Origin of the sequence: Agrobacterium sp. DE0009, from assembly GCF_007680755.1 — a bacterium.
Classification (GTDB): Bacteria; Pseudomonadota; Alphaproteobacteria; order Rhizobiales; family Rhizobiaceae; genus Agrobacterium; species Agrobacterium tumefaciens_B.
This window is the reverse complement of sequence record NZ_VEIU01000008.1, coordinates 106,929-128,813: the sequence shown is the minus strand read 5'-3', so window position 1 is coordinate 128,813 and position 21,885 is coordinate 106,929. Positions and strand designations below refer to the sequence as shown.

The 21,885-nt window shown below is 58.8% G+C and carries 20 protein-coding genes and 2 pseudogenes; 16 read left to right on the top strand and 6 right to left on the bottom strand.

The genetic code is table 11. The annotated features are described in order from the left end of the window. Positions 1-448: 448 nt before the first annotated feature. Together FS804_RS21675 and FS804_RS21670 are read right to left on the bottom strand one after the other, a co-directional pair. A complete protein-coding gene (locus FS804_RS21675) occupies positions 449-967 on the bottom strand; it encodes an SRPBCC family protein (RefSeq protein WP_144578889.1) in 519 nt (172 codons plus the stop codon). 324 nt (positions 968-1,291) lie between these two features. Continuing rightward, positions 1,292-2,833 (bottom strand): sodium:proton antiporter, encoded by a 1,542-nt coding sequence (locus FS804_RS21670; RefSeq protein ID WP_144578888.1) that lies wholly within the window; start codon positions 2,831-2,833, stop codon positions 1,292-1,294. Between the two features lie 409 nt (positions 2,834-3,242). Here FS804_RS21670 and FS804_RS21665 point away from each other — a divergent pair, with 409 nt between their 5' ends. From FS804_RS21665 to FS804_RS21650, 4 genes and pseudogenes are all read left to right on the top strand, one after another. Further along, positions 3,243-3,761, top strand: a complete 519-nt coding sequence (locus FS804_RS21665; RefSeq protein WP_144578887.1) for a Dps family protein — start codon at positions 3,243-3,245, stop codon at positions 3,759-3,761. A 359-nt stretch (positions 3,762-4,120) separates the two neighbouring features. Continuing rightward, entirely contained in the window at positions 4,121-4,363 is a 243-nt protein-coding gene (locus tag FS804_RS21660; RefSeq protein ID WP_113081768.1) for a type II toxin-antitoxin system Phd/YefM family antitoxin, read from the top strand. After that, positions 4,363-4,782: a type II toxin-antitoxin system VapC family toxin gene (locus tag FS804_RS21655; RefSeq protein ID WP_144578886.1), complete on the top strand. Its 420-nt coding sequence runs from the start codon at positions 4,363-4,365 to the stop codon at positions 4,780-4,782. The genes FS804_RS21660 and FS804_RS21655 overlap by 1 nt, the downstream gene beginning before the upstream one ends. Beyond that, a pseudogene (locus FS804_RS21650) lies at positions 4,772-5,938 on the top strand (site-specific integrase). The gene FS804_RS21655 and the pseudogene FS804_RS21650 overlap by 11 nt, the downstream one beginning before the upstream one ends. Positions 5,939-6,435: 497 nt before the next feature. On the opposite strand, the gene FS804_RS21640 reads toward FS804_RS21650, so the two are convergent. The 4 genes and pseudogenes from FS804_RS21640 to repA all read right to left on the bottom strand — a co-directional run bounded on the left by FS804_RS21640 (position 6,436) and on the right by repA (position 11,129). Next, positions 6,436-6,705, bottom strand: a complete 270-nt coding sequence (locus FS804_RS21640; RefSeq protein ID WP_144578885.1) for a hypothetical protein — start codon at positions 6,703-6,705, stop codon at positions 6,436-6,438. Positions 6,706-7,513: 808 nt separating this feature from the next. Continuing rightward, positions 7,514-8,759, bottom strand: a pseudogene (gene repC, locus FS804_RS21635) (plasmid replication protein RepC). 156 nt (positions 8,760-8,915) lie between these two features. Then, complete coding sequence (gene repB / locus FS804_RS21630) at positions 8,916-9,911, bottom strand: plasmid partitioning protein RepB (protein WP_144578884.1); 996 nt, start codon at positions 9,909-9,911, stop codon at positions 8,916-8,918. Between the two features lie 84 nt (positions 9,912-9,995). Next, positions 9,996-11,129, bottom strand: a complete 1,134-nt coding sequence (gene repA / locus FS804_RS21625; protein WP_246665928.1) for a plasmid partitioning protein RepA — start codon at positions 11,127-11,129, stop codon at positions 9,996-9,998. A gap of 434 nt (positions 11,130-11,563) precedes the next feature. Between repA and FS804_RS21620 the strand changes: the two genes are divergently transcribed. The 12 genes from FS804_RS21620 to trbI are packed head-to-tail and all read left to right on the top strand — an operon-like array spanning position 11,564 to position 21,875. After that, a complete protein-coding gene (locus FS804_RS21620; RefSeq protein ID WP_144578883.1) occupies positions 11,564-12,202 on the top strand; it encodes an acyl-homoserine-lactone synthase in 639 nt (212 codons plus the stop codon). Beyond that, a complete protein-coding gene (gene trbB / locus FS804_RS21615; protein WP_144578882.1) occupies positions 12,199-13,170 on the top strand; it encodes a P-type conjugative transfer ATPase TrbB in 972 nt (323 codons plus the stop codon). Before FS804_RS21620 ends, trbB begins: the two co-directional genes overlap by 4 nt. Further along, a complete protein-coding gene (gene trbC, locus FS804_RS21610) occupies positions 13,160-13,570 on the top strand; it encodes a conjugal transfer pilin TrbC (protein ID WP_144578881.1) in 411 nt (136 codons plus the stop codon). Before trbB ends, trbC begins: the two co-directional genes overlap by 11 nt. Further along, positions 13,563-13,862 carry a conjugal transfer protein TrbD gene (locus FS804_RS21605; RefSeq protein WP_144578880.1) on the top strand — a complete coding sequence of 100 codons (300 nt, stop codon included), beginning with the start codon at positions 13,563-13,565 and terminating at the stop codon, positions 13,860-13,862. Before trbC ends, FS804_RS21605 begins: the two co-directional genes overlap by 8 nt. A 10-nt stretch (positions 13,863-13,872) precedes the next feature. After that, positions 13,873-16,335 (top strand): conjugal transfer protein TrbE, encoded by a 2,463-nt coding sequence (locus tag FS804_RS21600; protein WP_144578879.1) that lies wholly within the window; start codon positions 13,873-13,875, stop codon positions 16,333-16,335. Further along, positions 16,307-17,116 (top strand): P-type conjugative transfer protein TrbJ, encoded by an 810-nt coding sequence (trbJ, locus tag FS804_RS21595; protein WP_144578878.1) that lies wholly within the window; start codon positions 16,307-16,309, stop codon positions 17,114-17,116. The genes FS804_RS21600 and trbJ overlap by 29 nt, the downstream gene beginning before the upstream one ends. Next, a complete protein-coding gene (gene trbK, locus FS804_RS21590; RefSeq protein ID WP_144578877.1) occupies positions 17,113-17,346 on the top strand; it encodes an entry exclusion protein TrbK in 234 nt (77 codons plus the stop codon). Before trbJ ends, trbK begins: the two co-directional genes overlap by 4 nt. Then, on the top strand, positions 17,340-18,530 hold the full coding sequence (trbL, locus tag FS804_RS21585) for a P-type conjugative transfer protein TrbL (protein WP_144578876.1): 1,191 nt from the start codon (positions 17,340-17,342) through the stop codon (positions 18,528-18,530). The genes trbK and trbL overlap by 7 nt, the downstream gene beginning before the upstream one ends. Positions 18,531-18,545: 15 nt before the next feature. Beyond that, on the top strand, positions 18,546-19,208 hold the full coding sequence (locus tag FS804_RS21580; protein ID WP_144578875.1) for a conjugal transfer protein TrbF: 663 nt from the start codon (positions 18,546-18,548) through the stop codon (positions 19,206-19,208). A 17-nt stretch (positions 19,209-19,225) separates the two neighbouring features. After that, positions 19,226-20,080: a P-type conjugative transfer protein TrbG gene (gene trbG, locus FS804_RS21575; RefSeq protein WP_144578874.1), complete on the top strand. Its 855-nt coding sequence runs from the start codon at positions 19,226-19,228 to the stop codon at positions 20,078-20,080. Beyond that, positions 20,080-20,559 carry a conjugal transfer protein TrbH gene (gene trbH / locus FS804_RS21570; RefSeq protein WP_144578873.1) on the top strand — a complete coding sequence of 160 codons (480 nt, stop codon included), beginning with the start codon at positions 20,080-20,082 and terminating at the stop codon, positions 20,557-20,559. The genes trbG and trbH overlap by 1 nt, the downstream gene beginning before the upstream one ends. Positions 20,560-20,570: 11 nt before the next feature. Continuing rightward, positions 20,571-21,875 (top strand): IncP-type conjugal transfer protein TrbI, encoded by a 1,305-nt coding sequence (gene trbI / locus FS804_RS21565; protein ID WP_144578872.1) that lies wholly within the window; start codon positions 20,571-20,573, stop codon positions 21,873-21,875. Positions 21,876-21,885: the final 10 nt, after the last annotated feature.

Below are 21,885 nucleotides of genomic sequence, written 5' to 3'. Positions count from 1 at the left end.
TTGATCATCGTAAAAGTGCGTCCGTTGTTTTCGAAGCTGAAAATGCGCTGCTGGCAGGCCCGTTCCGCGCAAATTTGTCGTCGCAATGGCGACATTACGTGTCGATGTTCGCTTAGGCCGACGACGCCCTCGACCGTCGCAGCAAACCACGCATCGGTCCAAGGGCCGAGTTTCCCCGGTTTTACGACGCCATGTCGCGCCAACATTCATTGCATAACAGATGGTCGCCGATCCGAGGCGGCAGGTATCGAAACAGGCATCGCCGCGCTTGAACAGTAAAATCCGTCTCCACATTTGCAAAAGCGAAACGCCCCCACGAACCCGACTGTGTTTCGTTGAGACCAATCTGTGTCGAGGCCCAACTCGAAGGCAAAAAATAGCCCGGCAGTAATTGCTCTTGCTGCGGCGACCAAAAACCAGATTGCGAAAGGCTGCCGCCTCGCTTTTCTCACTCGGTTTTTCGGCGCTCCTTCACTCGAGCAGCAAGGCGAGCATTCCACACTCCGAGAGTTTCCCTGAGGAACTTGCTTTGCTCTCCTGATGCCTCTGGGAATGTCCACTGTTCGATGGACTCTGCATTTCGCAGCATTGTGCCGTTTCTGATGGAAGCTAACTCCCAAACGTGGACCGCACCCCCTGAACCGTTCCAGATCAACCGATGCGGCGGCTCCACAACGACCAGTCGCGACACTATCTTCTGACCTTGGGGTTCCCAATATAGCGTCGTGCCCGGAGCCAAAGGTCCGTCTAATCGAGCACTGACGAACTCTGGCAGCCACTCGGTCCACTTTGGGACATCTGTGAGTATTGCCCAAACCGCCTTCGGTTCCGCGTCGATCCACAATTCTGTATCCGCGACGATGGCTGCGTGGTCGTTGATGGTGGTCCGTACACTGTCAGTTGCACTCGCAATCTCACCAGAAGACAGCACCAGTGAAATAGCTAGGATCGCTCGATCGAAAAACATGACGTTCCGCTTCCTGTTTTTGCTACCGTCGGAAAGATTGCAGGAGGTACGCCCGTGTGTGAATAATCAATGAGCTGACATCGGCTGTACGCTTTTCTTAGAGCGGACATTCCTGGAACGATTGTTCCCGTGCAAAAGGTCAAAGGTCCTTCAAGCCGGCGTGACCCTGTGCTGCCATGTCGCCGAGGCGGGCAGGGGGGAACTCAACAACTTACCGATCCGAATGAGTGCCACAAGACTTGGCCTTTGCGAAACCTGGCGGCTTAGCATTGGATGGCCAGTTCCGTGCAGTGATAGAGAGTATCGCGCGCCTGCGATTTTCCCTCAGGTGTCGATTATCCGACGATCCTGTTCAGTGCCAACGGATAGCTGTCTCCAGTCCAAGTCCTCCTGCAATTCGAGATATTGTGTCGGCCCAATTTCATCACGATCAAGCAATTCGGCAAGGCGTTGGCGCTGTGCGGCGAGGGCGATCATAGCCACGTGGCGCCGGCGTGCCGACAGCGAGCTATCGGAACGGGAGGTATTGACCTTCAAATGGTCGGAAAATAACGCGCGCAGTGCATCAGCCTCTGGGCCCGGTACCCCTTCGATGCTATGAAAAGCCGCCTCTGCGAGCGAGCGACGCGCCGCATCGGTCTCTCTGCTTACATCTTTGCCTCTGTCGAGCTTCAGAAGCTTGATAATCGGGGCCAAAGTCACACCCTGGATAACAAGGGTTGCCAATACGACTGCAAATGCGGTCAACACAATCAAATCACGTTCCGGAAAATCTTCAGGCAATGCGAATGCCGTTGCTAACGTCACGAGACCGCGCATCCCGGACCAACCTACCAAGAAGCTTTCACCTGCGGTGTACTGAGCGGAGATCTTACCTCGATTATAAAGAAACTTGGCGAGGGCATGGAGCAGGAACGCTATGGCAATGCGGGTTATAATTACAACGAATATGACTGAGACGGCAAAGTACGCGGCGCGTTGGAACTGGGATGCCTGCATTGCGCTCAAGATACTACGTGCCTGAATGCCCATCAGGAGAAATGCGACAACGTTGAGAACAAATACAACCGTCGTCCAGACGGCAAATGAATGCACCCGCATCCGCGGCGAACTATCCGTACGTTCGAGTGTCGCGATTGTTAACGCGCTTGTCACCGTTGCCAATACAGCGGAGAGATGCAGATGTTCTGCGACCAGCCACGCGAGGAATGCGTACACAAACTGAAGGAGTGTGCCTCGCACGGTATTTTCGGTCAGTGGTCTTAGCTTTGCGATCACGAAGCCAAATCCCACACCAAACAGCACCCCCGCGGGCGCAGCCATAGCAAGCTCGACTGCCACGCCGCGCGTTATTCCGCCAAGCTCCTGGAGAGTCAAAGCGGCGCCAAAAAGCAGCAGAGCGGTCGCGTCGTTGAATAGACTTTCTCCTGTCAGCAGTGTGTCGACGCGCCGTGAAACGGGAAGATTTGAAAGGACCGCCGAAGACGCCGCCGCGTCAGGCGGCGCGACGATGGCGCCGAGGGTAAATGCGACGGCAATGGGAAGCCCAGCTACGGCGACGCCAACAAACATTACAACGCACGCCGTCACCACGACAGCAATGATGGCGTAAAACACCAGAGGAAGCATAATGCGCTTCGCCGCCCTTGCAGGGAAGTCATAGGCCGCATCAACAAGGACTGGTGCGATGAACAGAGCCAGCGCTGTGGGAGGGTCAATCGGTATCGTAGGAGCCCCTGGCAGCATTGCAACTGCCACTCCCGCAGCTGCGAGAATACCGGGATATGGCAAGTTCATCCGGCGGGTTAATTGAAGCAAAAACATCGCGAGCGCCAGCAAGGCGATAATGGTCTCAAAAAATGTCATGTCGGGGCATCTTGCTCTTGCGGGAAAATTCTCATTCGGAATAAGGGGTGCCGCTGATGTCAAGGTTTGCGCAGCGCATGCGATTGTATGCCAATACTCCAAACGCGCAATGGAGGTATCTTTACGCGCGATGGAGGTATCTTTTTGGCAGATTGGCGGTCTCAATCTCGGCTATCTGGAGCAACCTTCGTTGTTAAGGCTTTAAGTATCGGCACGCCGTAACACGCATGGCTGGTAGTGGGTTAAAGCGACATTGGGATCGCTTGGGGCGCGTCCGGATCGGGATCCCGAACGTCGAATAGAGTTAAATCATACGTAAGTGTGAGTATCCTCAGCCCAAGCCGATCGATACTGTGGTCTCACTTGCTGCGCAACAAGGCTGGTCAACGATCAATCGAAAGGCGTTCACATGGACCGCTTAGCTGCAAAGAACCGTCGCATCTCCCCGCTTGCAACACCGACAGCCCTGGGCGCGGACGCGACGAAGGAAATTTCGGGCGCCCTTACAAAGCTTCTGGCAGACGTATTTGCCCTTTTCTTGAAGACGAAGAACTTCCATTGGCACATGAGCGGACCACATTTTCGCGACTATCACCTGATGCTGGATGAACAGGGTGAGCAGATTTTTTCCATGACCGACGAAATCGCCGAGCGTGCTCGTAAAATTGGTGGGACGACGATCCGTTCGATCGGGCATATTTCCAGGGAGATGCGCCTGCTCGACAATGACGCGGATTTCGTGGCGCCGAATGACATGCTGGCAGAACTTCGCGATGACAACGTCACCCTGATATCATTATTGAAAGAAACGCATGCTCTGTGCGGCGCGTACGGCGACATTGCCACTGCCAGCCTGCTTGAAAATTGGTTGAACGAGACTGAACGACGTGCCTGGTTCTTGTTCGAATGCACGCGCAGAAGCGACTGAACGGCATTCGCAAGGGGGAACTCCTTTATTCCAAAGCCCAAAAAGCCTTAAATCAATCGCCAACGGACAGCACCAAAGCCGATGCGAAGATTACAACTCGCGTTTGGCCCTCAAACATGGCCACGAGGACACGCGCGCACGGATGGTTCCTCCCACTAGACATGTGGATCCAGATAAAACGGCAAGTACGCCAACCATCGCTGACGCCCCACCTAGCTCCGCTTAGTATTCAAGTATCGATAGTGATATGGTTAGGCCTTGACCAACTTAAGGAGACCGCCGTATGATCGTGCAGAACGTCGGAAAGCGGGACAAACCATCGTCTGCTCGACGAGAGAGACAAACCTGGAGCACCCGTCATGACCGTTACCGTTAAGGTCGCCGAGGCGAAAACCCATCTGTCTGACCTGCTGGCGAAAGTCGAAGCTGGTGAAGAGGTGATTATTTCTCGCGGCAATACGCCCGTCGCCCGCCTCTCCCGCATCCGCCGCGACAACGATGTCGATGCGCTGATCGCCGAAATCAAGGCCCAGCGCGCCGGCCGCGCCGTCACCACGCAGGACGAAATCCGCGAATGGCGCGATGAAGGCCGGCGTTACTGATGGCCTTCGTCCTCGATGCCTCTATCGCCGCCGCTTGGTTTCTTCCCGATGAACAACACGATGCCGCCGACCAGCTGATGTCGGAGATCCGCTCGACGGTCGGTCTTGTGCCAGCACTGTTCTGGTTTGAAACCCGTAATCTGTTTCTAGTGGCCGTGCGGCGCGGCCGACTGCGCCCGGGCGAACCACTTCTGCTGATGACACAGCTGCGAGGGTTACCGCTCGAGGACGCCGGATCCGGGGGAGATGGTCTCGTGCTGGAGCTGGCGGCCCGCTACACGTTGACCGCATATGATGCGAGTTATGTTGCGCTGGCCAGAACCCAGGGATTACCTCTGGCAACCGGCGACCGAAAGATGGCGGCCGCCGCCCGCGGTGAAGGTGTCACCATTGTTGGGCCGCTCGAAAATGAACACTGAGCTTCCGCTTTCAGACAATGATATCCTAAAGCGCGCCGAAGAACTCGACGCGCTCGATGCCATTCTACCATTCGATCGGCGCGATCAGCTCGCCGAGCTTTTGACCGACGACGATGTGGCGACGCTCAAGCATCTCGCCAGCGAGGGCATGGGCGACAACACCATGCGCGCTCTGGCGTCCGATCTCGCCTATCTCGAAGCTTAGTGCTCTGTCGCGACCGGCAGTCCCCTTCCTTGGCCGGCGCCTGAAAGCCTGCTCCTGAAATTCGTCGCGCACCATTTGTGGAATCCGGTCGAGCGGGAAACCAATCCCGACCATGGCATGCCTGAAGACGTGGCGACTGCGCTGCGCGCCAAGGCGCTGCTGAGAAGTGCGGGCCCGCATGCGCCAGCCACCGTTCGCCGCCGATTGACGACCTGGTCGATCCTCACCCGTTGGCGTGGCTTGACCGGCTCGTTTTCGGCCCCCTCCCTGAAAAGTGCGCTCCGCCTGGCAGTCCGGGCCAGCAATCGTCCCCGGCAGAGGAAAAGCAGGAAGGCCGTGACTGGCGACGTCCTCGCAAAGCTGCTGGCAGCCTGCGCCGGTGACAGGCTGGTCGATCTGCGCGACCGCGCGCTGCTCCTCATGGCCTTCGCGTCAGGCGGACGACGTCGTTCCGAGGTGGCGGGACTACGCGTCGAGGATTTGACGGATGAAGAGGCGGTTCGTGCCAGTCCGGCCAACCTTCACTCCCCTCTCCTCCCCTGCCTGACGATCCGCCTCGGTCGCACCAAGACTACCTCGGCAGAAGACGATGAATACGTCGTACTGATCGGCCGGCCGGTAGCCGAACTCAAACATTGGCTGCGTGTGGCAAATATCGAAACGGGACCGGTTTTCCGTGGTATCGACCAATGGGGCAATGTCGATCGGCGGGCGATGACACCGCAATCCGTCAATCTGATCGTGAAGACCCGCATCAAACAGGCTGGCCTCGATCCGGCGCAGTTTTCTGCGCACGGGCTGCGCTCCGGATATCTCACCGAAGCAGCGAACCGCGGCATTCCCCTGCCCGAAGCCATGCAGCAATCCATGCACAAGTCGGTGACCCAAGCCACGGGTTACTACAATTACACCGAGCGAAAGCTTGGGATGGCGGCACGTTTGGTGCTGTGATCGGCAACGCCAAGAGTTCTCGGAGGCAAACGAGCGCCTTGGCGCGGGTTCTTGCTGACGCAGATACGCAATATCCCTGTTCCGAGCGAGGGCTTTCACGTCAGTAGAAAAGGGGATCGTGTTGATTCCCGCAAAACAACGGCAGAGGATCGATAGTGATCACCGTGCTGGTCTTAGTATGCCGACGCATTGCATTGGCGCGGTCAGACGTAGTCTGGAGAAAACCGTCATCGTTCAGATTCTGAAGCCGCGAGCGCGAAATCTTCAACTCTGACGCAAGCAAACGATCAAGGCGTGTAGTGGTCGGAATATTTGCCCTCCAATGATCGCACGGATTCCTTCAACGGAGTTCCGCCTCGCCGGATCTGTCGTGTCATCCGCATACCACTAACTCGCTTGCCCGCTCCAGCCTTTACCCTGCTGCAGGTAAAAGGCTTCATCGCGCTCGTTCATGGGAATGAGATGCGCGCCCTCGGCCCTCGCTCGCACCCTAGAGCTCAATGTTTCGTCGTGTTCGTGCTGACCGGAGGCATAAATGCCATCGAACCACACTCGCTTACGATAAACCCGTGCATCTTCGTACCATCCAATGACGCAGCGCGGATCCATCCGTCCACGGTTGCAGTCCAGACCACATCGACACCGTCGATGTAGTTGGCTGAGGTCGACGTTCCCAATCGCTCAATTTTGACATCGCGATCGACGTCGTCCTTTATCGTTTCAAAGTGCCCATACAAATAGCCATCGTCCGCTTCTAGGAAGTTCAATTCCTCCCCGGCTCTTCCCTCCGAGACGACGTAGCCGCCTCCACCTTTGGGAGGATCATGGCATCACGGCCGGCATAGTTCTTCATCCATGCAATGTTGCAAAAAAAGGGGCATTATTTCTTCCGGGTCCGATAACCAGCTGTATCAGTTTCACCTTTTCACCAGCGCGAGAAAGTTGCAAATCGCGTCCGCGACTCGCTGCGGCAAACCTCCATCCAACAGGCTCACACTTGAGCGACCGAGAATTACAGACGCGACGACGATCAGACGATCGTTCCAAAAGCGAACTAATTCGGTTAGCGCAGGCACGCCAATGGACCACTTCAAGCACAAGCGGTCGGCCAAATTCCAAGGCTATTCCTTATTGAGGTAAAGCAGCGACAACTTCTCCTCAACTGCTTCAGTGTGTGTGGGGCGCATTCGAGAGAACATCGATCGGCGGTCTTGCCTCGAAGACAACGCCGTCGCTCTCTGGCTCGCTTTCAACGGAGTCATCTTCGCCCTGCTTACCAATTGCGCCATCGCCCCGTACCGCTCGGCGGTGTGAACAGCATTATGGCATTCTCCGGAGCCCGACCGGTGATCAGGCGGTGCCTCCGGAGCACGTGACCGTTGATCTACTCGACGCCGATCCGCTTTTCCTTTGCTTCCCACACAGACCAACGTGCCGTCAGAACCGGCGTTCAACGCCAGTAACTCATTGGATCAGAAAAGAAAATAACGAAAAAAAACGGCTGACAAGTGACCTCTCCACGGAAGGATAAGGGCCAATACTCCTGCGCCTGCCCGCCGCCGCGTCTTACCAACATCACGCAGTCCTTCGATTTCCCTGGTCGCTTGTCTTCATGAGAGCCATCAGCATTGGCCCAAGCGAAAATTCCCCGCGCTCAGAGCGCCTGGTGAGATCCCGCAGATACCCCCCCGGCAGACGATATGAAATTCGACCGCTCGAGAATGCAGGCCATCGCCACCGCGGCATTTTCTGGCCCCATGGCGTTGCACGCCTCCTCGTAGGCAGAGGGGCTGACGCCGAGCATGGAGCGCACAACAACGGCTGCCTTCATGAGCTCGCGCCAGTGCTCGATGCGCCCGCCGGGCCCATAATCAGTGATCTGGGGGCAGGCACGGAGCACCATTCCGAGCGGGAACGCCTTGATCGGCTCGCGTTTCGTCTTTTGTGGTTCATTTGGCTCATCCCTTGTCAGAGAGTTGTCCGCCAAGTTTTCGCCCTGCTCTTTTCCAGAGCTAGGTTCAAGTTCATTTGTGGATTCGGTATTTGAATTCTGTATGTGCCAGTCATTCTGGATGGCATTGCCGTGCATTTCCTTGGTTTTAAGCTGCATTTCCAGGATGTTGAGCGCTTCTTCCCGCAGGAGCTCCATTTCATCGAGCGCCGTCTCGACCTGGGACCGGTTCGGTTGGCGCGGGAGGCGGGCAAGGATGCTGACATACTCGGACTCCACCTGGTCCCAATTGCCTGTCGCGCCCTCTTCCACGGCTGCCGAGATCAATTTGCGCACATCGCGACGGCAGATCGTCAGCGCCTCCCGTGCGCGGCGGAAACGAGTGCGCTCGGCGGCGACGTCTTGCGCCAACAAGGCGAGCTCCGTGGCACGAGCGAGCAGCGGCGTCAGGTCAAACCCATAAGCCTGCTCGATCTCGCCATCCCGGTTGCGGTGCGCGTAGCGTTTACCGTTCGGGCTGTCGCGACGCAGGATAAGGCCGGCATCGACAAGTGCGGCGATTTGCCGGCGCAGCGTCGTCTCGGTGATCCCGTGGGCTCGAACGGACAGCTGCGCGTTGGATGGGAAAACGACAAGCCCGCAACTTATATCGAGCTCTCCGTGCGGGTAAAACGTCAGGAGCGCGTCGAGAACAGCCAAAGCTCGGTCCTGAAGTCCAAGGCGTTCGCGCGCCTCGCAGACATCGCGAAACACTTTCCATTTTTCAATCCGCACGCCCGGATCTGGATCCGCAATCGCCATCTGGCCCTTGACCAAGGCAAGCGATATCGGCCGCCGCCCAAAGGGCGTCGTCACATGTCCCGTCTGCATTTTTCTCTCACCTTTCTTCAGGCAAAAGAAATCCGCTCACCAAACTGGCGCCAAGACTCTTGACTGTGATTCCGGGAAATGCGATTCTCGATCCTGCTAGAGATGACGAGAGAGGCTTCCACGGTTCGCCGTTCGGGGGCCTTTTTCTTTTGCGGTTTAGTCTCCGTTGGTTTCGTTCTTCAACCCCTTGTACTCCTCGTACAAGCGGTCCATGCGAGAAGACAGCCATTCGCTGAAGGGCTTGGCTTCGACATTCGTGATCTCGATGGCAACCTTCTTTGCTTTGGCGGTCATCGCGAGATTCAGAGAGCCATCCGACGATATCCAGCCTTTTGCTGCGGTATCGGCTTTGGGCTTTTTTGCAGCCGATTTGGCCTTGTATCGCTTCAGATAGTCGTGAAGCGCATCGAACCGCTCGGCCTCGGCGAGCTTGTGAAAGTCAGCCGACGCTGCATGTTCAGCAGCAACCTTCGAGAGGGCAGGGGCCAGTATCAGTTGCCGGAGGCTGAGCCATCGGTCACGGCCAATTTTCTTCGATGCACCTAGGGCCTGAATAACGGACGCTGGCACCGCTTCGACGACGGCGAGCATCTTCGACAGCATCGCCTCGTCGATGGCGAGCGATGACCGAACCGTTTCCTTGGTCATTCCAGACGTGATCATGTTCTGAGCGAAATAGGCGCGTTCAATGAACGACAGGTTCGAGCGGGCCGCGTTTTCCTGACCCTGCACGATCGCCGAAGTGATATCGTCGAGTTTCTTGACAATCGCTTTGACTGGAACTCCAAGCTCACGAGCGACCCTAAGACGACGGTGACCGAACACCACCATATAACGCTTGGCATCGGTCGAGCTTGGGCGAACTAGAATAGGCGTCGTTTGACCCGACTCCTTGATCGCCTGGAGTAGTTCCTGAAACTCCTCTCCATCATCTGAAAGGCGATCAGATACGAAAGACACATCGACCAATCGTGGATCGAGGTCCACGATCACCTCGCCTTCCATGAGCTTCTTGGTATTTTCTGCCATGTCCTCGATAGAGCGGACAACCGTCTTGGCCGCCCCGGTCATGCCATATCCAGGCTTGGTTGGCGTCTGGCTCGCCGTTATCGCTGCCATATCAAGTTTCGCGAACGGATTTTCACGGGACATGGATACCCTCCAAAACAGATATCAACGCCCGCAACTCCTTGTTCGGGCTATGCAAAACAGCAAAAAAAACGGCTGACAATTGGCTCATTTTCGCCCCCAGACGCCGTGGATGAGCTCCACGATTTCCGCGTTTGCAGCATTGAGACTTTCTATCGCTCGGTCGTAAGTCGCCCGGACGAACTCGCCTCTTTCGACCTCGTACAATGTCTGCTTCTTTATCGACGCATCAGAGATGGCCGTGGATTTCACAACATGGTTCCTCAGCATCTGCTGCGCGAACATCGACTGCATGAACCCGACCATCTGGGTTTGCGGAATATCAGTCGGCTCAAAACGGGTGATGAGATATCGGAACCACTGCACACGCATCTCGGCCCCGGCCTCTGCCACCGGTCCCATGATGCCGCCGAGCATCATGAGAAACTGGCTCATCGACATGATGTCCAACATCTGAGGATGAATGGTGATGAGGATCCCGGTTGATGCCATAAGCGCAGTGATAGTCAGATAGCCCAATTGAGGCGGACAATCGATGACGACTACATCGTATCTGTCGTCGACCTCCTTTAGAGCGCTGGCGATCCGCATATAGAAGAGCCGCCCATCCTCTCCTCTCTTCGAGGAAATTGCCAGCGGCACATCGTATTCGTACTCCTGCAAAACCAGGTTCGCTGGCACGACATCAAGCCCTGGGATATTGGTCGGCTGGATGACTTCGGCGATTGGCTTGCGTTCGTCGTCAAATCGAAGTGCCTCATAAAAAGAGGCGGTATCATCAAGCTCTGGCTGAATCCCGAAAAGAGAGGTGAGGGACGCCTGCGGATCAAGGTCGACCGCGAGCACGCGATGGCCTGTGAGGGCGAGATACTGCGCAAGATGTGCGGCTGTGGTCGTCTTGCCGCTTCCGCCCTTGAAGTTGACGACCGAGACAACCTGCAGCGGTTCGCCTTCCCGGCGTCTTGGCACGTAGTACCGCTTGTCGGACTTTTTGTTCGCCTCGAGATAGTCCCGGAGCTCGAGCATCTGATAGGCCGTGTAGTAGCGTCGTCCGCTGACCGATTCGATTTCCGGCCCTTTCCCGTCAGAATGGAGCTGCCTGAGATGGGTCTGCGTAACCCCTATGAAGTCCGCGACTTCCGCGAGCTGGAACTTGCGCAACCCCTTGCGAGCGTCAGGTGGATACTGCTGGCTGCGCAACATATGCAATGCGCTGGAGATCTTCGACCCTTACTGGGCGATCTCAATATCAAATCTGTTTTGCAGCTCATTGCTCATTTTGCGAACTATTTCCCGGAGGTTTTCACTTTCGAAAAAATGGCTCTAAGGCTATCATTTACGAAACTATCATCCGATTCCCAGCCTGCTGCAAGACATTTAAGGTTAACAACAAGTTAACATGCTTGGCGCAAACCGACCCGGCACGTCGATTCCGCAATATCTTTCCGCCAGTTAGGCAGATTCCATTGAAGGCGTATAGTCGGTGGAAACTGCAGATCTGCAGTTGCAGGTCCTGACCGTATTGCTCTCCGTCGATGCCTCATGGGCTCATGGCTCCCTCCTGCGAGAGAATCACCCTCTGCAGATCTGCAGATAGCCAACCGCGGATCGAGGTGATCTTCATCCCGCCTGACGAAGTTCAAGCGGAGATAAGAATGCAGGTTCTTGCAATCTCGCCCGACCGATGTGTCGAGCATCAAAATCTTCTGAAGCAGATGCATCAGCGGCGCGCCAACGTCTTTGCCGGGCGGCTCGAATGGGACGTCACCATCACGGATGGTGGCGAGAGGGATCAGTGCGACGATCTGAACCCGACCTACATCCTCGCCACCTTCGGCGGAAATAACGTCGTCGGCTGCGCGCGCCTCCTTCCTGCGGCCGGCCCAACCATGCTGGAACGGACCTTCCCGCAGCTGCTCGCCGATGGTTCGCTCCATGCGACCAGTGCGATGATCGAGAGCTCCCGCTTCTGCGTCGATACGACCTTGCCCGCCGGCGGGGGAGGGAACCAGCTCCACCATGCAACACTGACCCTGTTCGCCGGAATCATCGAATGGTCGATGGCGAACGGCTACGACAAGATCGTTACCGCCACCGACCTGCGCTTTGAGCGCATCCTGAACCGGGCGGGATGGCCGATGACGCGACTGGGTGAACCCGTGGCAATTGGCAACACCATCGCGATTGCCGGCACACTCCCAGCGGACGAGAAGAGCTTCGAACGGGTTCGCCCACCGCACTATCGGTCCGCTGTGACTTGTGCTGATGCCTATTCCGAGAGGAGCGCAGCGTGAACCAGCTCCGTTCCCATCCAAGGCTTGTCCGCAAACTGCAGGACGCGCTTGGCGACAAGCTGTGCGTCGCGCTCGACGATGCCTCGGTCGTCGAGATCATGCTCAACCCTGACGGCCGACTGTTCATCGAGCGTCTGGGTCACGGTGTCGCGGAGGCCGGGGTCATGGCGCCAGCGGCGGCGGAAGTCGTCATCGGCAGCGTCGCACACGCGCTACAGTCGGAGGCAGACGACGAGCGCCCGATCATCTCGGGCGAACTTCCGATCGGTGGCCATCGATTTGAAGGACTGCTTCCACCAATCGTCACAGGGCCTGCCTTCACGATCCGTCGCCGCGCCTCGCGTCTCATCCCACTCGACGACTATGTAACCACGAATGCGATGACCGGGGCCCAGGCATTGGCCATTCGCAGCGCGATTGATGCCCGCATGAATATCGTGATTTCCGGGGGCACCGGCTCCGGCAAGACGACGCTCGCCAACGCGATCATTGCCGAGATCGTTGCGACCTCACCCGACGATCGCATGGTGATCCTGGAGGATACCGCCGAAATCCGTTGCACGGCCGAAAACACAGTCAGCCTTCATACCAGCGACACCATAGATATGGCGCGGTTGCTGAAAAGCACCATGCGATTGCGACCCGATCGCATCATTGTCGGCGAGGTCCGCGACGGTGCGGCTCTCACGCTGCTGAAAGCCTGGAACACCGGCCATCCCGGCGGCGTCACCACGATCCACTCCAACAACGCGATGTCGGCGCTGCGGCGGCTGGAGCAGCTGACAGCAGAGGCAAGCCAGCAGCCAATGCAGGAGGTGATCGGCGAGGCGGTCGATCTCGTCGTCTCGGTCGAGAGAACGGGTAAGGGAAGGCGGGTCCGCGAGGTGATCCACATCGAGGGATACCGCAACAATCTCTACCAGACAGAACACTATGCCCAAATCGACGAGGACAGCCATGACCCGTAAGACCTATCTCATTCTCGCAGTGACTATATTTGCTACCGTCTCCTTCAGATTTTCGGGACCTGCATTGGCGTCCTCGGGCGGAGGCGGCCTTCCGTGGGAATCGCCGCTGCAGCAGATCCAGCAGTCGATCACCGGTCCTGTCGCCGGGTTCATAGCGCTTGCCGCGGTCGCGATCGCCGGAGCCATGCTGATCTTTGGTGGAGAGCTCAACGATTTTGCCCGTCGCCTTTGCTATGTCGCTCTGGTCGGCGGCGTTCTTCTCGGCGCTACCCAGATCGTCGCTCTCTTCGGTGCAACCGGAGCGTCGATCGGCGGGGACCGTGCCGAAGCAGGAGTAGCTCCGGCCGTCTCCGGCCCAGTGGGCATGGTGTCCACAGCAATGGAGGGGGCTCGTGGCTGACGCCGGTTCCAATCTCATCCGATCGCGGGTGCATCGGGCGCTGTCGCGTCCCAACCTGTTGATGGGCGCCGATCGCGAGCTTGCCCTGGTGACGGCGCTCGCCGCCGTCATCCTGATCTTCGTTGTGCTCACCTGGTATGCAGCGCTTTTCGGCGTTGCGGTCTGGCTGGTCGCGTTAGGTGCCCTTCGCATGATGGCCAAGGCCGATCCGCTGATGCGAAGGATCTATATCAGGCATATCTCCTACAAGACCTTCTACCGCGCGACGTCGTCGCCGTGGCGCCGGTATTGAGGGGTACGGCATGGTTTCCCTCAAATCCTTCCGCCACACGGGGCCGTCGTTTGCCGATCTCGTTCCCTATGCCGGACTGGTCGACAACGGCGTCATTCTCCTGAAGGACGGCTCGCTGATGGCCGGCTGGTATTTTGCCGGGCCTGACAGCGAAAGTTCGACCCACGCCGAGCGCAACGAAGTGTCACGACAGATCAATGCCATCCTGTCGCGCCTCGGTTCCGGCTGGATGATCCAGGTCGAGGCTATCAGGGTGCCGACGGGCGATTATCCGAATGAGGAGGCCAGTCATTTCCCTGATCCGGTTACCCGCGCCATCGATGCGGAGCGCCGGGCCCATTTCCAGAAAGAGCGGGGACATTACGAGAGCCGTCACGCCCTGATCCTGACCTGGCGCCCACCGGAGCCGCGGCGGTCCGGGCTAACGCGCTACGTCTACTCGGACGCCAGCAGCCGATCCGCCACATATGCCGACACGGCGCTAACAAGCTTTCTGACATCTATCCGTGAGATCGAGCAATATCTCGCCAATGTCGTGTCGATCCGGCGGATGATGACACGCGAAACGCTGGAACGCGGCGGCTATCGCGTAGCCAGATACGATGAGCTTTTCCAGTTCATTCGCTTCTGCATCACTGGCGAGAATCACCCGCTGCGTCTGCCAGAGATCCCCATGTACCTCGACTGGCTCGTGACGGCCGAACTCCAGCACGGTCTGACACCACTCGTCGAGAACCGGTTTCTTGGCGTGGTGGCAATCGATGCCCTGCCTGCGGAAAGCTGGCCGGGAATCCTAAACAGCCTTGACCTGATGCCGCTCACTTATCGCTGGTCGTCCCGCTTCATCTTCCTCGACGCCGAGGATGCACGCGCCAGGCTGGAGCGTACGCGCAAGAAATGGCAGCAGAGGGTCAGGCCGTTCTTCGACCAGTTGTTTCAGACGCAGTCGCGGTCACTCGACCAGAATGCGATGCTCATGGTGGCAGAGACCGAGGACGCAATTGCCGAAGCCTCGTCGCAGCTCGTGGCCTATGGCTACTATACGCCTGTGATCGTTCTCTTCGATGAGGACCAACAAAGCCTGCAGGAGAAATGTGAGGGAGTCCGCCGCCTGCTCCAGGCCGAAGGTTTTGGCGCACGCATCGAGACGATCAACGCGACCGATGCGTTTCTCGGCAGCCTGCCGGGCGTGTCCTACGCCAATATCCGCGAGCCACTGATCAATACGCGCAATCTCGCCGACCTCATCCCGCTGAACTCGATCTGGTCGGGAAGCCCGATAGCACCTTGCCCGTTCTATCCGGCCGGATCGCCTCCGCTGATGCAGGTCGCCAGCGGGTCGACACCCTTCCGGCTGAACCTGCATGTCGACGATGTCGGCCACACGCTGATCTTCGGTCCAACCGGCTCCGGAAAATCAACGCTCCTAGCGCTGATCGCCGCGCAATTTAGACGCTACGCCGATGCGCAGATCTTTGCCTTCGACAAGGGCGGCTCGATGCTGCCGCTGACGCTGGGGATCAACGGCGATCATTACCAGATCGGTGGCGACGCCCCGGAGGAAGCGGAGGGAAGGGCACTCTCCTTCTGCCCGCTGGCGGACCTCTCGTCAGATGCCGATCGCGCCTGGGCGTCCGAGTGGATCGAGATGCTGGTCGCCCTGCAGGGCGTGACGATCACTCCCGATTATCGCAACGCTATCTCTCGACAGATCGGGTTGATGGCCGACTCGCGCGGCCGCTCGCTCTCCGACTTTGTTTCGGGCGTACAGCTGCGCGAAATCAAGGACGCCCTGCATCACTACACCGTCGACGGCCCGATGGGACAGCTTCTCGATGCCGAAGAAGACGGTCTGGCGCTCGGTGCCTTCCAGTGCTTCGAGATCGAGGAACTGATGAACATGGGCGAGCGCAATCTTGTGCCTGTTCTGACCTATCTCTTCCGACGCATCGAAAAACGCCTCAGCGGTGCGCCCAGCCTCATCATCCTCGACGAGGCCTGGCTGATGCTCGGCCACCCGGTGTTCCGGGACAAGATCCGGGAATGGCTGAAGGTGCTGCGCAAGGCCAACTGTGCCGTGGTGCTCGCCACGCAGTCAATCTCTGATGCCGAGCGGTCCGGGATTATCGACGTGCTGAAGGAATCCTGCCCGACCAAGATCTTCCTGCCGAACGGTGCTGCACGGGAGCCGGGCACGCGCGAATTCTACGAGCGCATCGGCTTCAACGAGCGGCAGATCGAGATCGTCGCGACCGCGATCCCCAAGCGAGACTATTACGTCGTGTCGCCAGAGGGCCGCCGCCTGTTCGACATGGCGCTCGGCCCCGTCGCGCTCGCCTTTGTCGGAGCGTCCGGAAAGGAAGACCTGAAGCGCATCCGCGCCCTTCATCTCGAACATGGGGCCAGCTGGCCTCTCCATTGGCTCCAGCAAAGGGGGATCGCCCATGCCGACACGCTCTTCCCAACCCAATAGGACATTGCACACCGCGCTTGGTGCGGTCCTCATGCTCTCGTCCGCTCTCCCGCTTCCGGCGCAAGCCGGCGGTGTCACAGGACAGGCGACCGAATGGACCCAGCTTGCCAACAATGCCGAATTGATCTCGCTCGTCGGCAAGTCGGCTGAGCAGGTGAACAACCAGATCACCCAGATCTCGCAACTGGCTGAACAGATCCAGAACCAGCTCAACATCTACAGGAACATGCTGCAGAACACCGCGCAGCTTCCAAACCACATATGGGGCCAGGTCGAACGGGATCTGAAGAACCTCCAGAACGTCGTCAACCAGGGACAGGGCGTCGCTTTCTCCATGAGCAATGTCGACGATGTCCTCAAGCAGCGCTTCCAGAGCTTCGCCGACATGAAGAGCAACCTGCCTGACGGCGCGAGCTTCTCCACGACCTATCAGAACTGGTCCGACACCAATCGCGACACGATTGCCGGCACGTTGAAGGCCGCCAATCTGACGGCCGAACAGTTCTCCAGTGAGGAAAGCACCATGTCGCAGCTCAGGACCGTGTCGGAATCGGCCGATGGCCAGATGAAGGCGCTGCAGGTCGGCCATGAGATCGCAGCGCAGCAGGTCGCCCAGATGCAGAAACTGCGTGGTCTGGTCTCCCAGCAGATGACAATGATGGGGACCTGGTACCAGTCCGAGCAGGCGCAGAAGGATCTGGCGCAAGCACGGCGTGAACAGTTCTTCAGCGGAACCGAGCGTGACATCAGGGGCGGCCAGACCATGGAGCCGCGCTGGTGAGCCCGCGTCTGTTCCTCTTTATTGCCCTCGTCGCGATCGGTTCCGCGGTCGGTGCGAGCGCCATCACCTGGATCATCGTCCAGCCGCAGGCCACGCCAATCTCCGGATCGGGCACAGCCGCAATCAACTCGTCCTCCGATGAAGAACAGCGCCGACATCGCGAACAGTTCTTCGGCGGAAATTCCGACCGTGACATCCGCGGCCGTCAGGAGATGAAACCGCGATGGTAGCTGCTCCTTCTTCCCGCACACTCGAACGGGCGTTTATCGCGACTGCAGTCGTCCTGCTGGCGACCACGCCCGCGCTGGCACAGCAGGGCCAGGTTCTCACCACACTCGAAAATTCTGTCGTCACCGCCGCCAAGGGCTGGGAGACGACCGTGATGAACGCGGCGCGGTCACTCTTCTGGATCCTGGCTGGTATCGAGGTCGGTATCGCTGCAGTCTGGCTAGGGATCAATGCCGCTTCGCTCGACAGCTGGTTCGCTGAGCTCGTCAAGCGGATCATGTTTATCGGCCTGTTCGCCTTCATTCTCGATCAGGGCCCGGCATTCGCAAAAGCCGTCGTCGACAGCCTCTACCAGATCGGCGCCGGTGGCGGCTCGGCTTCGCCTGCCAATATCTTCGACGCCGGCATTCGTGTCGCGACCAAGATGTCGGAACAGGCGAAGTTCGGCCTCTGGGAGGATAATGCACTGGCGATCGCCGCCGTCTTCGCCATGGTCGTCGTTGTGGTGTCCTTCTCGCTGGTGGCAGCGATTTTCGTCTCCGTCATGGTCGAGATGTATGTTGGCCTGCTAGCAGGCATGATTATGCTTGGGCTTGGCGGCTCCTCCCATACCAAGAACTTCGCGATCAAGTATCTGGTGTATGCCTTCTCCGTCGGCATGAAGCTGATGGCACTGGTGATGATCGCCAAGATCGGCTCGGATATCCTGCTCGGTCTGGCAGAGGCGCCAACGGCGACCTCGGAGCAGTTCATCACGACGCTTGCAATTGCCGGCATCTCGGTCGTTGTCTTTGTCATCGCCATGTATGTACCTCCCATCCTGCAGGGCGTGGTCCAGGGTGCATCGGTCGGCGGCGGCATGGAGGCCATTCGCCATGGCGGGCAGGCGGGATCCGCAGCGCTCGGCGCCGGGTTTCTTACGATCGGCGTGGCAAACAGAGGGTTTGGAGCCGCCAGTGCCGCGAGGGCAGGAGGCTCATCTCTGGCCAGTGCGGCGTTGCGCGGCATGCAGGCGGGGGTTGGCGGAGCGGCAGGTGCGGTCGGTTCAGCTGCCAAAGAGAAGGCGATCGGATCGCCTGGCGCCTATGCCGGATCGATGCTCGGTCTTGCCAACGCCAAACTCGATCAACCCTCCGGCCGGCCCGGCACACCGCCTCCGCCACCGCCGATCAATGACAGCAAGTGACGGGAGGCTGAAAGAATGGCCGGACAGAATATCCCAGATAATCCGTATATAGCGGCGCGCAACGAATGGAACGAGCGTTATGGGTCGTACGTCAAGGCGGCCGCAGCCTGGCGCGTCGTCGGCATTGCCGGTATGACCATGGCCGTCATTGGCTTCGGCTATGCGCTCTACCAGAGCACGCAGGTCAAGCTGATCCCCTATATCGTCGAAGTCGACAAGCTCGGCACATCAGTCAATGCCGGCTTCCCGCAGCAGATCGAGTATGCCGATCCCCGCGTGGTGCGCGCGACACTCGGCAGTTTCGTTTCGAACTTCCGATCGGTCACGCCGGACGCGGTCGTGCAGAAGCAGTATATCGACCGGACCTACGGGCTGCTCCGCACCTCCGATCCCGCGACGGAAAAGGTCAACGCCTGGTTCCGTTCGAATTCGCCCTTCGAGAAGGCGAAGAGCGCGACGGTGGCGATCGACGTCAACAACATCGTCGCTCTGTCGAACCAGAGCTACCAGATCGACTGGACCGAGTTCGAGCGGGATCGCCGCGGCAAGGAGACCGCCACCCGCCGCTTCCGCGGGATCGCCACGGTGACACTGACGCCACCCCAGGACGAGGGGGTCATCCGTCTTAATCCCATCGGTCTCTATCTCAGAGACTTCGACTGGACCGCGCAGCTTTGAAAGGCATGGCTCCCAACATGAACATACGACACTTCAGAATGCGAGCCGCCCTGCCTGCGAGCGCAGCGATACTGATGATTTTCCCAGCCATGGCTCTCTCCACCTCTCAGGCACAAGCCGCCGATGGCGTCACCGCCAACGAGGCGAAGGGAATGGGCATTTCGACACAGTGGCGTGGCGGCCGCGGGCTCGTGACGAAAGGCGCGGACGGCAAAGTCATCTTCCTTTATGGCGAGGTACAGCCATCCGTCGTCTGCTCACCGCTTCAGGTTTGCGACATCGAGCTTCAGGGTGGCGAGGTCGTTCGCGACGTGCTGGTCGGAGATACCGTGCGCTGGAAAGTCGAGCCCGCAACCTCGGGTGCCGCGGGAGGGCAGGCGATCCATCTGATCGTCAAGCCGTCGGAGCCGGGTCTGGTCACGTCGATGGTGGTGACGACGTCGCGGCGGACCTATCATATCCAGCTCAAGTCACATGCAACGCAGTATATGGCGCGTGTCGGGTTCGAATATCCCGAGGAGGTCTCGGCAAAGCTTGCCGATGTCAACGCGCGGCTGGAAGCCAGCACCATTCCCGGCGCCGGCGTTCCGGCGGAACAATTAAGCTTTGCCTATTCCGTCTCGGGCAGTGCCGGCTGGCGGCCGACGCGAGTCTATTCCGATGGGCAGAAAACCTACATCCAGTTTCCACGCTCGATCTCCGGTCAGGATGCACCGGTTCTCTTCGTCGTCTCCGGCGGCCAGAACCGCATCGTCAACTATCGCATGAAGAGCAACATGATGGTGGTCGATTACAATATCGATCGTGCCGTCCTCGTCTCGGGCGTCGGCTGGAAGCAGCAGAAGGTGACGATCAGCAGGGGAGGGCGGTGATGCGGAATCTCCTTCGCCACGTCGCGAACAGCCTCGGCCCCATCCGCTGCCTCGCCATAGGCAGTGGCCTCGCCATCCTCCTTTCCGGTTGCCAGTCAATGGAAACCGGCGGTCTCGCCACGAGCGCTGCACCTCCAGAGATCTCCGGACCGGCGGCCGGTGCGATCGCCGGCGACATGGTCAGCCGTCTCGCCGAGCAGATCGGACAGGGGAAGGCAACCGTTGCGCTAAAACAGGATGGTTCTCCCTTCGGCCAGGCACTTGAAGCTGCGCTGAAGGGATGGGGCTATGCCGTGGTCACCGACCAGAAGACGGATAGCGGCTTGGCCGTCATTGCGCTCGCCTATGTCATCGTCCCCTATGACGGCCAGGTGCTGGCACGGCTTTCGACGAGCAGTATCGAACTCGGCCGGGCCTATACAGTGACGACATCGGGTGCGACACCGGCAAGCGCCCTGTCCCTAATGCGGCGCGGGTGAGGGAGGATATCATGGTGCAGTCTCTCAAACTCGGTGGTGCGCAAACCAGTCAGGCCGCGTCCGGCATCAAGCGGGTAAACCGCGTGCCGGTCATCTTTGTGATCGTGCTGTTGATCGCCTTTCTCGGCATCATCTTCTTTGGGCTCGCCTCGCGCGGGCTCTACTTCGGCAACGATAGCGGCCCCGACACGAGCTCGGGCAATCCGGCCTCGACCTATGCCGACCAGCTCAAGCGGGGCGTCACCGACGGCATCATTGGCGAGCCACAGCAGCAGACGTTCCAGCCGACGCCGGTCGAGACGAAACATGCCGGAGAGAAGGCGGCAAATCCCTTTACGCAGCAGCCGGAACAGAGACAGGAGCAACGGCGCGGGCAGGAACTGGAACCGGAGGAAGTTTGGCGGGCGCGTCTTGCTCGTGAGCAACAGGAACAGATTCTTCGCGAGCAGCAGCGCGAGCGGATGGCCCGAATGCAGGCGCGAGACACCGCCTATGACGCGCCGCTTGCCATCGATCGCGGCAAGCTGGAAGCGCGGTCGGAAAGAGATGAGGGCGCGGGGGGCCGGACGACGACAGTCGCCGCGAGCGCAAACGCCTCCGACCTTTATGCCGCGGCCCTACGCGCTGGTCTCGGCGGCCAGAATGTCGATCCGAATGGACAGAGCTCCAAGGAAGACTTCTTCAATGCCGACCTCAAGGATCTTGGCTATCTGCCAACCCGCGTCGTGCCACAGCAGTCCCTGTACGAACTGAAACGCGGCTCGGTCATTCCGGCGACATTGATGACGGGCATCAATTCCGACCTTCCGGGTCGGATCACCGCGCAGGTCAGCCAGAATGTCTATGACAGCGCAACTGGTCATCGCCTGCTGATACCGCAAGGCACGAAACTGTTCGGTCGCTATGACAGCAAAGTCTCATTCGGGCAGAGCCGTGTGCTCGTCATCTGGTCCGACATCATCTTTCCCAATGGCTCGACATTGCAGATCGGCGGCATGGCCGGCACGGATGCGGAAGGCTACGGCGGCTTCAAGGACAAGGTGAACAACCACTATCTCAAAACCTTCGGCTCGGCGGTCATGATCGCGCTGATCGGGACCGGCATCGACATGGCTGTTCCGCAGAGCTCAACCCTTGCGACCCAGGATACGGCACCCGATGCGGCAAGGCGCAATTTTGCCGAAACCTTCGGACGAGTGGCCGACCGCACGATCCAGCGCAATATGGATGTACAGCCGACGCTGCAAATCCGGCCCGGCTATAAATTCAATGTGCTAGTAGATCAGGACATTGTCTTTCCAGGGAAATATCGTTGAGAAAGCAGCC

Excerpts from the sequence above, each read along its gene's own strand:
- FS804_RS21675 (WP_144578889.1), bottom strand. The coding sequence starts at position 967 with ATGTTTTTCGATCGAGCGATCCTAGCTATTTCACTGGTGCTGTCTTCT.
- FS804_RS21670 (WP_144578888.1), bottom strand. The coding sequence starts at position 2,833 with ATGACATTTTTTGAGACCATTATCGCCTTGCTGGCGCTCGCGATGTTT.
- FS804_RS21665 (WP_144578887.1), top strand. The coding sequence starts at position 3,243 with ATGGACCGCTTAGCTGCAAAGAACCGTCGCATCTCCCCGCTTGCAACA.
- FS804_RS21660 (WP_113081768.1), top strand. The coding sequence starts at position 4,121 with ATGACCGTTACCGTTAAGGTCGCCGAGGCGAAAACCCATCTGTCTGAC.
- FS804_RS21655 (WP_144578886.1), top strand. The coding sequence starts at position 4,363 with ATGGCCTTCGTCCTCGATGCCTCTATCGCCGCCGCTTGGTTTCTTCCC.
- repB (WP_144578884.1), bottom strand. The coding sequence starts at position 9,911 with ATGTCCCGTGAAAATCCGTTCGCGAAACTTGATATGGCAGCGATAACG.
- FS804_RS21620 (WP_144578883.1), top strand. The coding sequence starts at position 11,564 with ATGCAGGTTCTTGCAATCTCGCCCGACCGATGTGTCGAGCATCAAAAT.
- trbC (WP_144578881.1), top strand. The coding sequence starts at position 13,160 with ATGACCCGTAAGACCTATCTCATTCTCGCAGTGACTATATTTGCTACC.
- FS804_RS21600 (WP_144578879.1), top strand. The coding sequence starts at position 13,873 with ATGGTTTCCCTCAAATCCTTCCGCCACACGGGGCCGTCGTTTGCCGAT.
- trbJ (WP_144578878.1), top strand. The coding sequence starts at position 16,307 with ATGCCGACACGCTCTTCCCAACCCAATAGGACATTGCACACCGCGCTT.
- trbL (WP_144578876.1), top strand. The coding sequence starts at position 17,340 with ATGGTAGCTGCTCCTTCTTCCCGCACACTCGAACGGGCGTTTATCGCG.
- FS804_RS21580 (WP_144578875.1), top strand. The coding sequence starts at position 18,546 with ATGGCCGGACAGAATATCCCAGATAATCCGTATATAGCGGCGCGCAAC.
- trbG (WP_144578874.1), top strand. The coding sequence starts at position 19,226 with ATGAACATACGACACTTCAGAATGCGAGCCGCCCTGCCTGCGAGCGCA.
- trbH (WP_144578873.1), top strand. The coding sequence starts at position 20,080 with ATGCGGAATCTCCTTCGCCACGTCGCGAACAGCCTCGGCCCCATCCGC.
- trbI (WP_144578872.1), top strand. The coding sequence starts at position 20,571 with ATGGTGCAGTCTCTCAAACTCGGTGGTGCGCAAACCAGTCAGGCCGCG.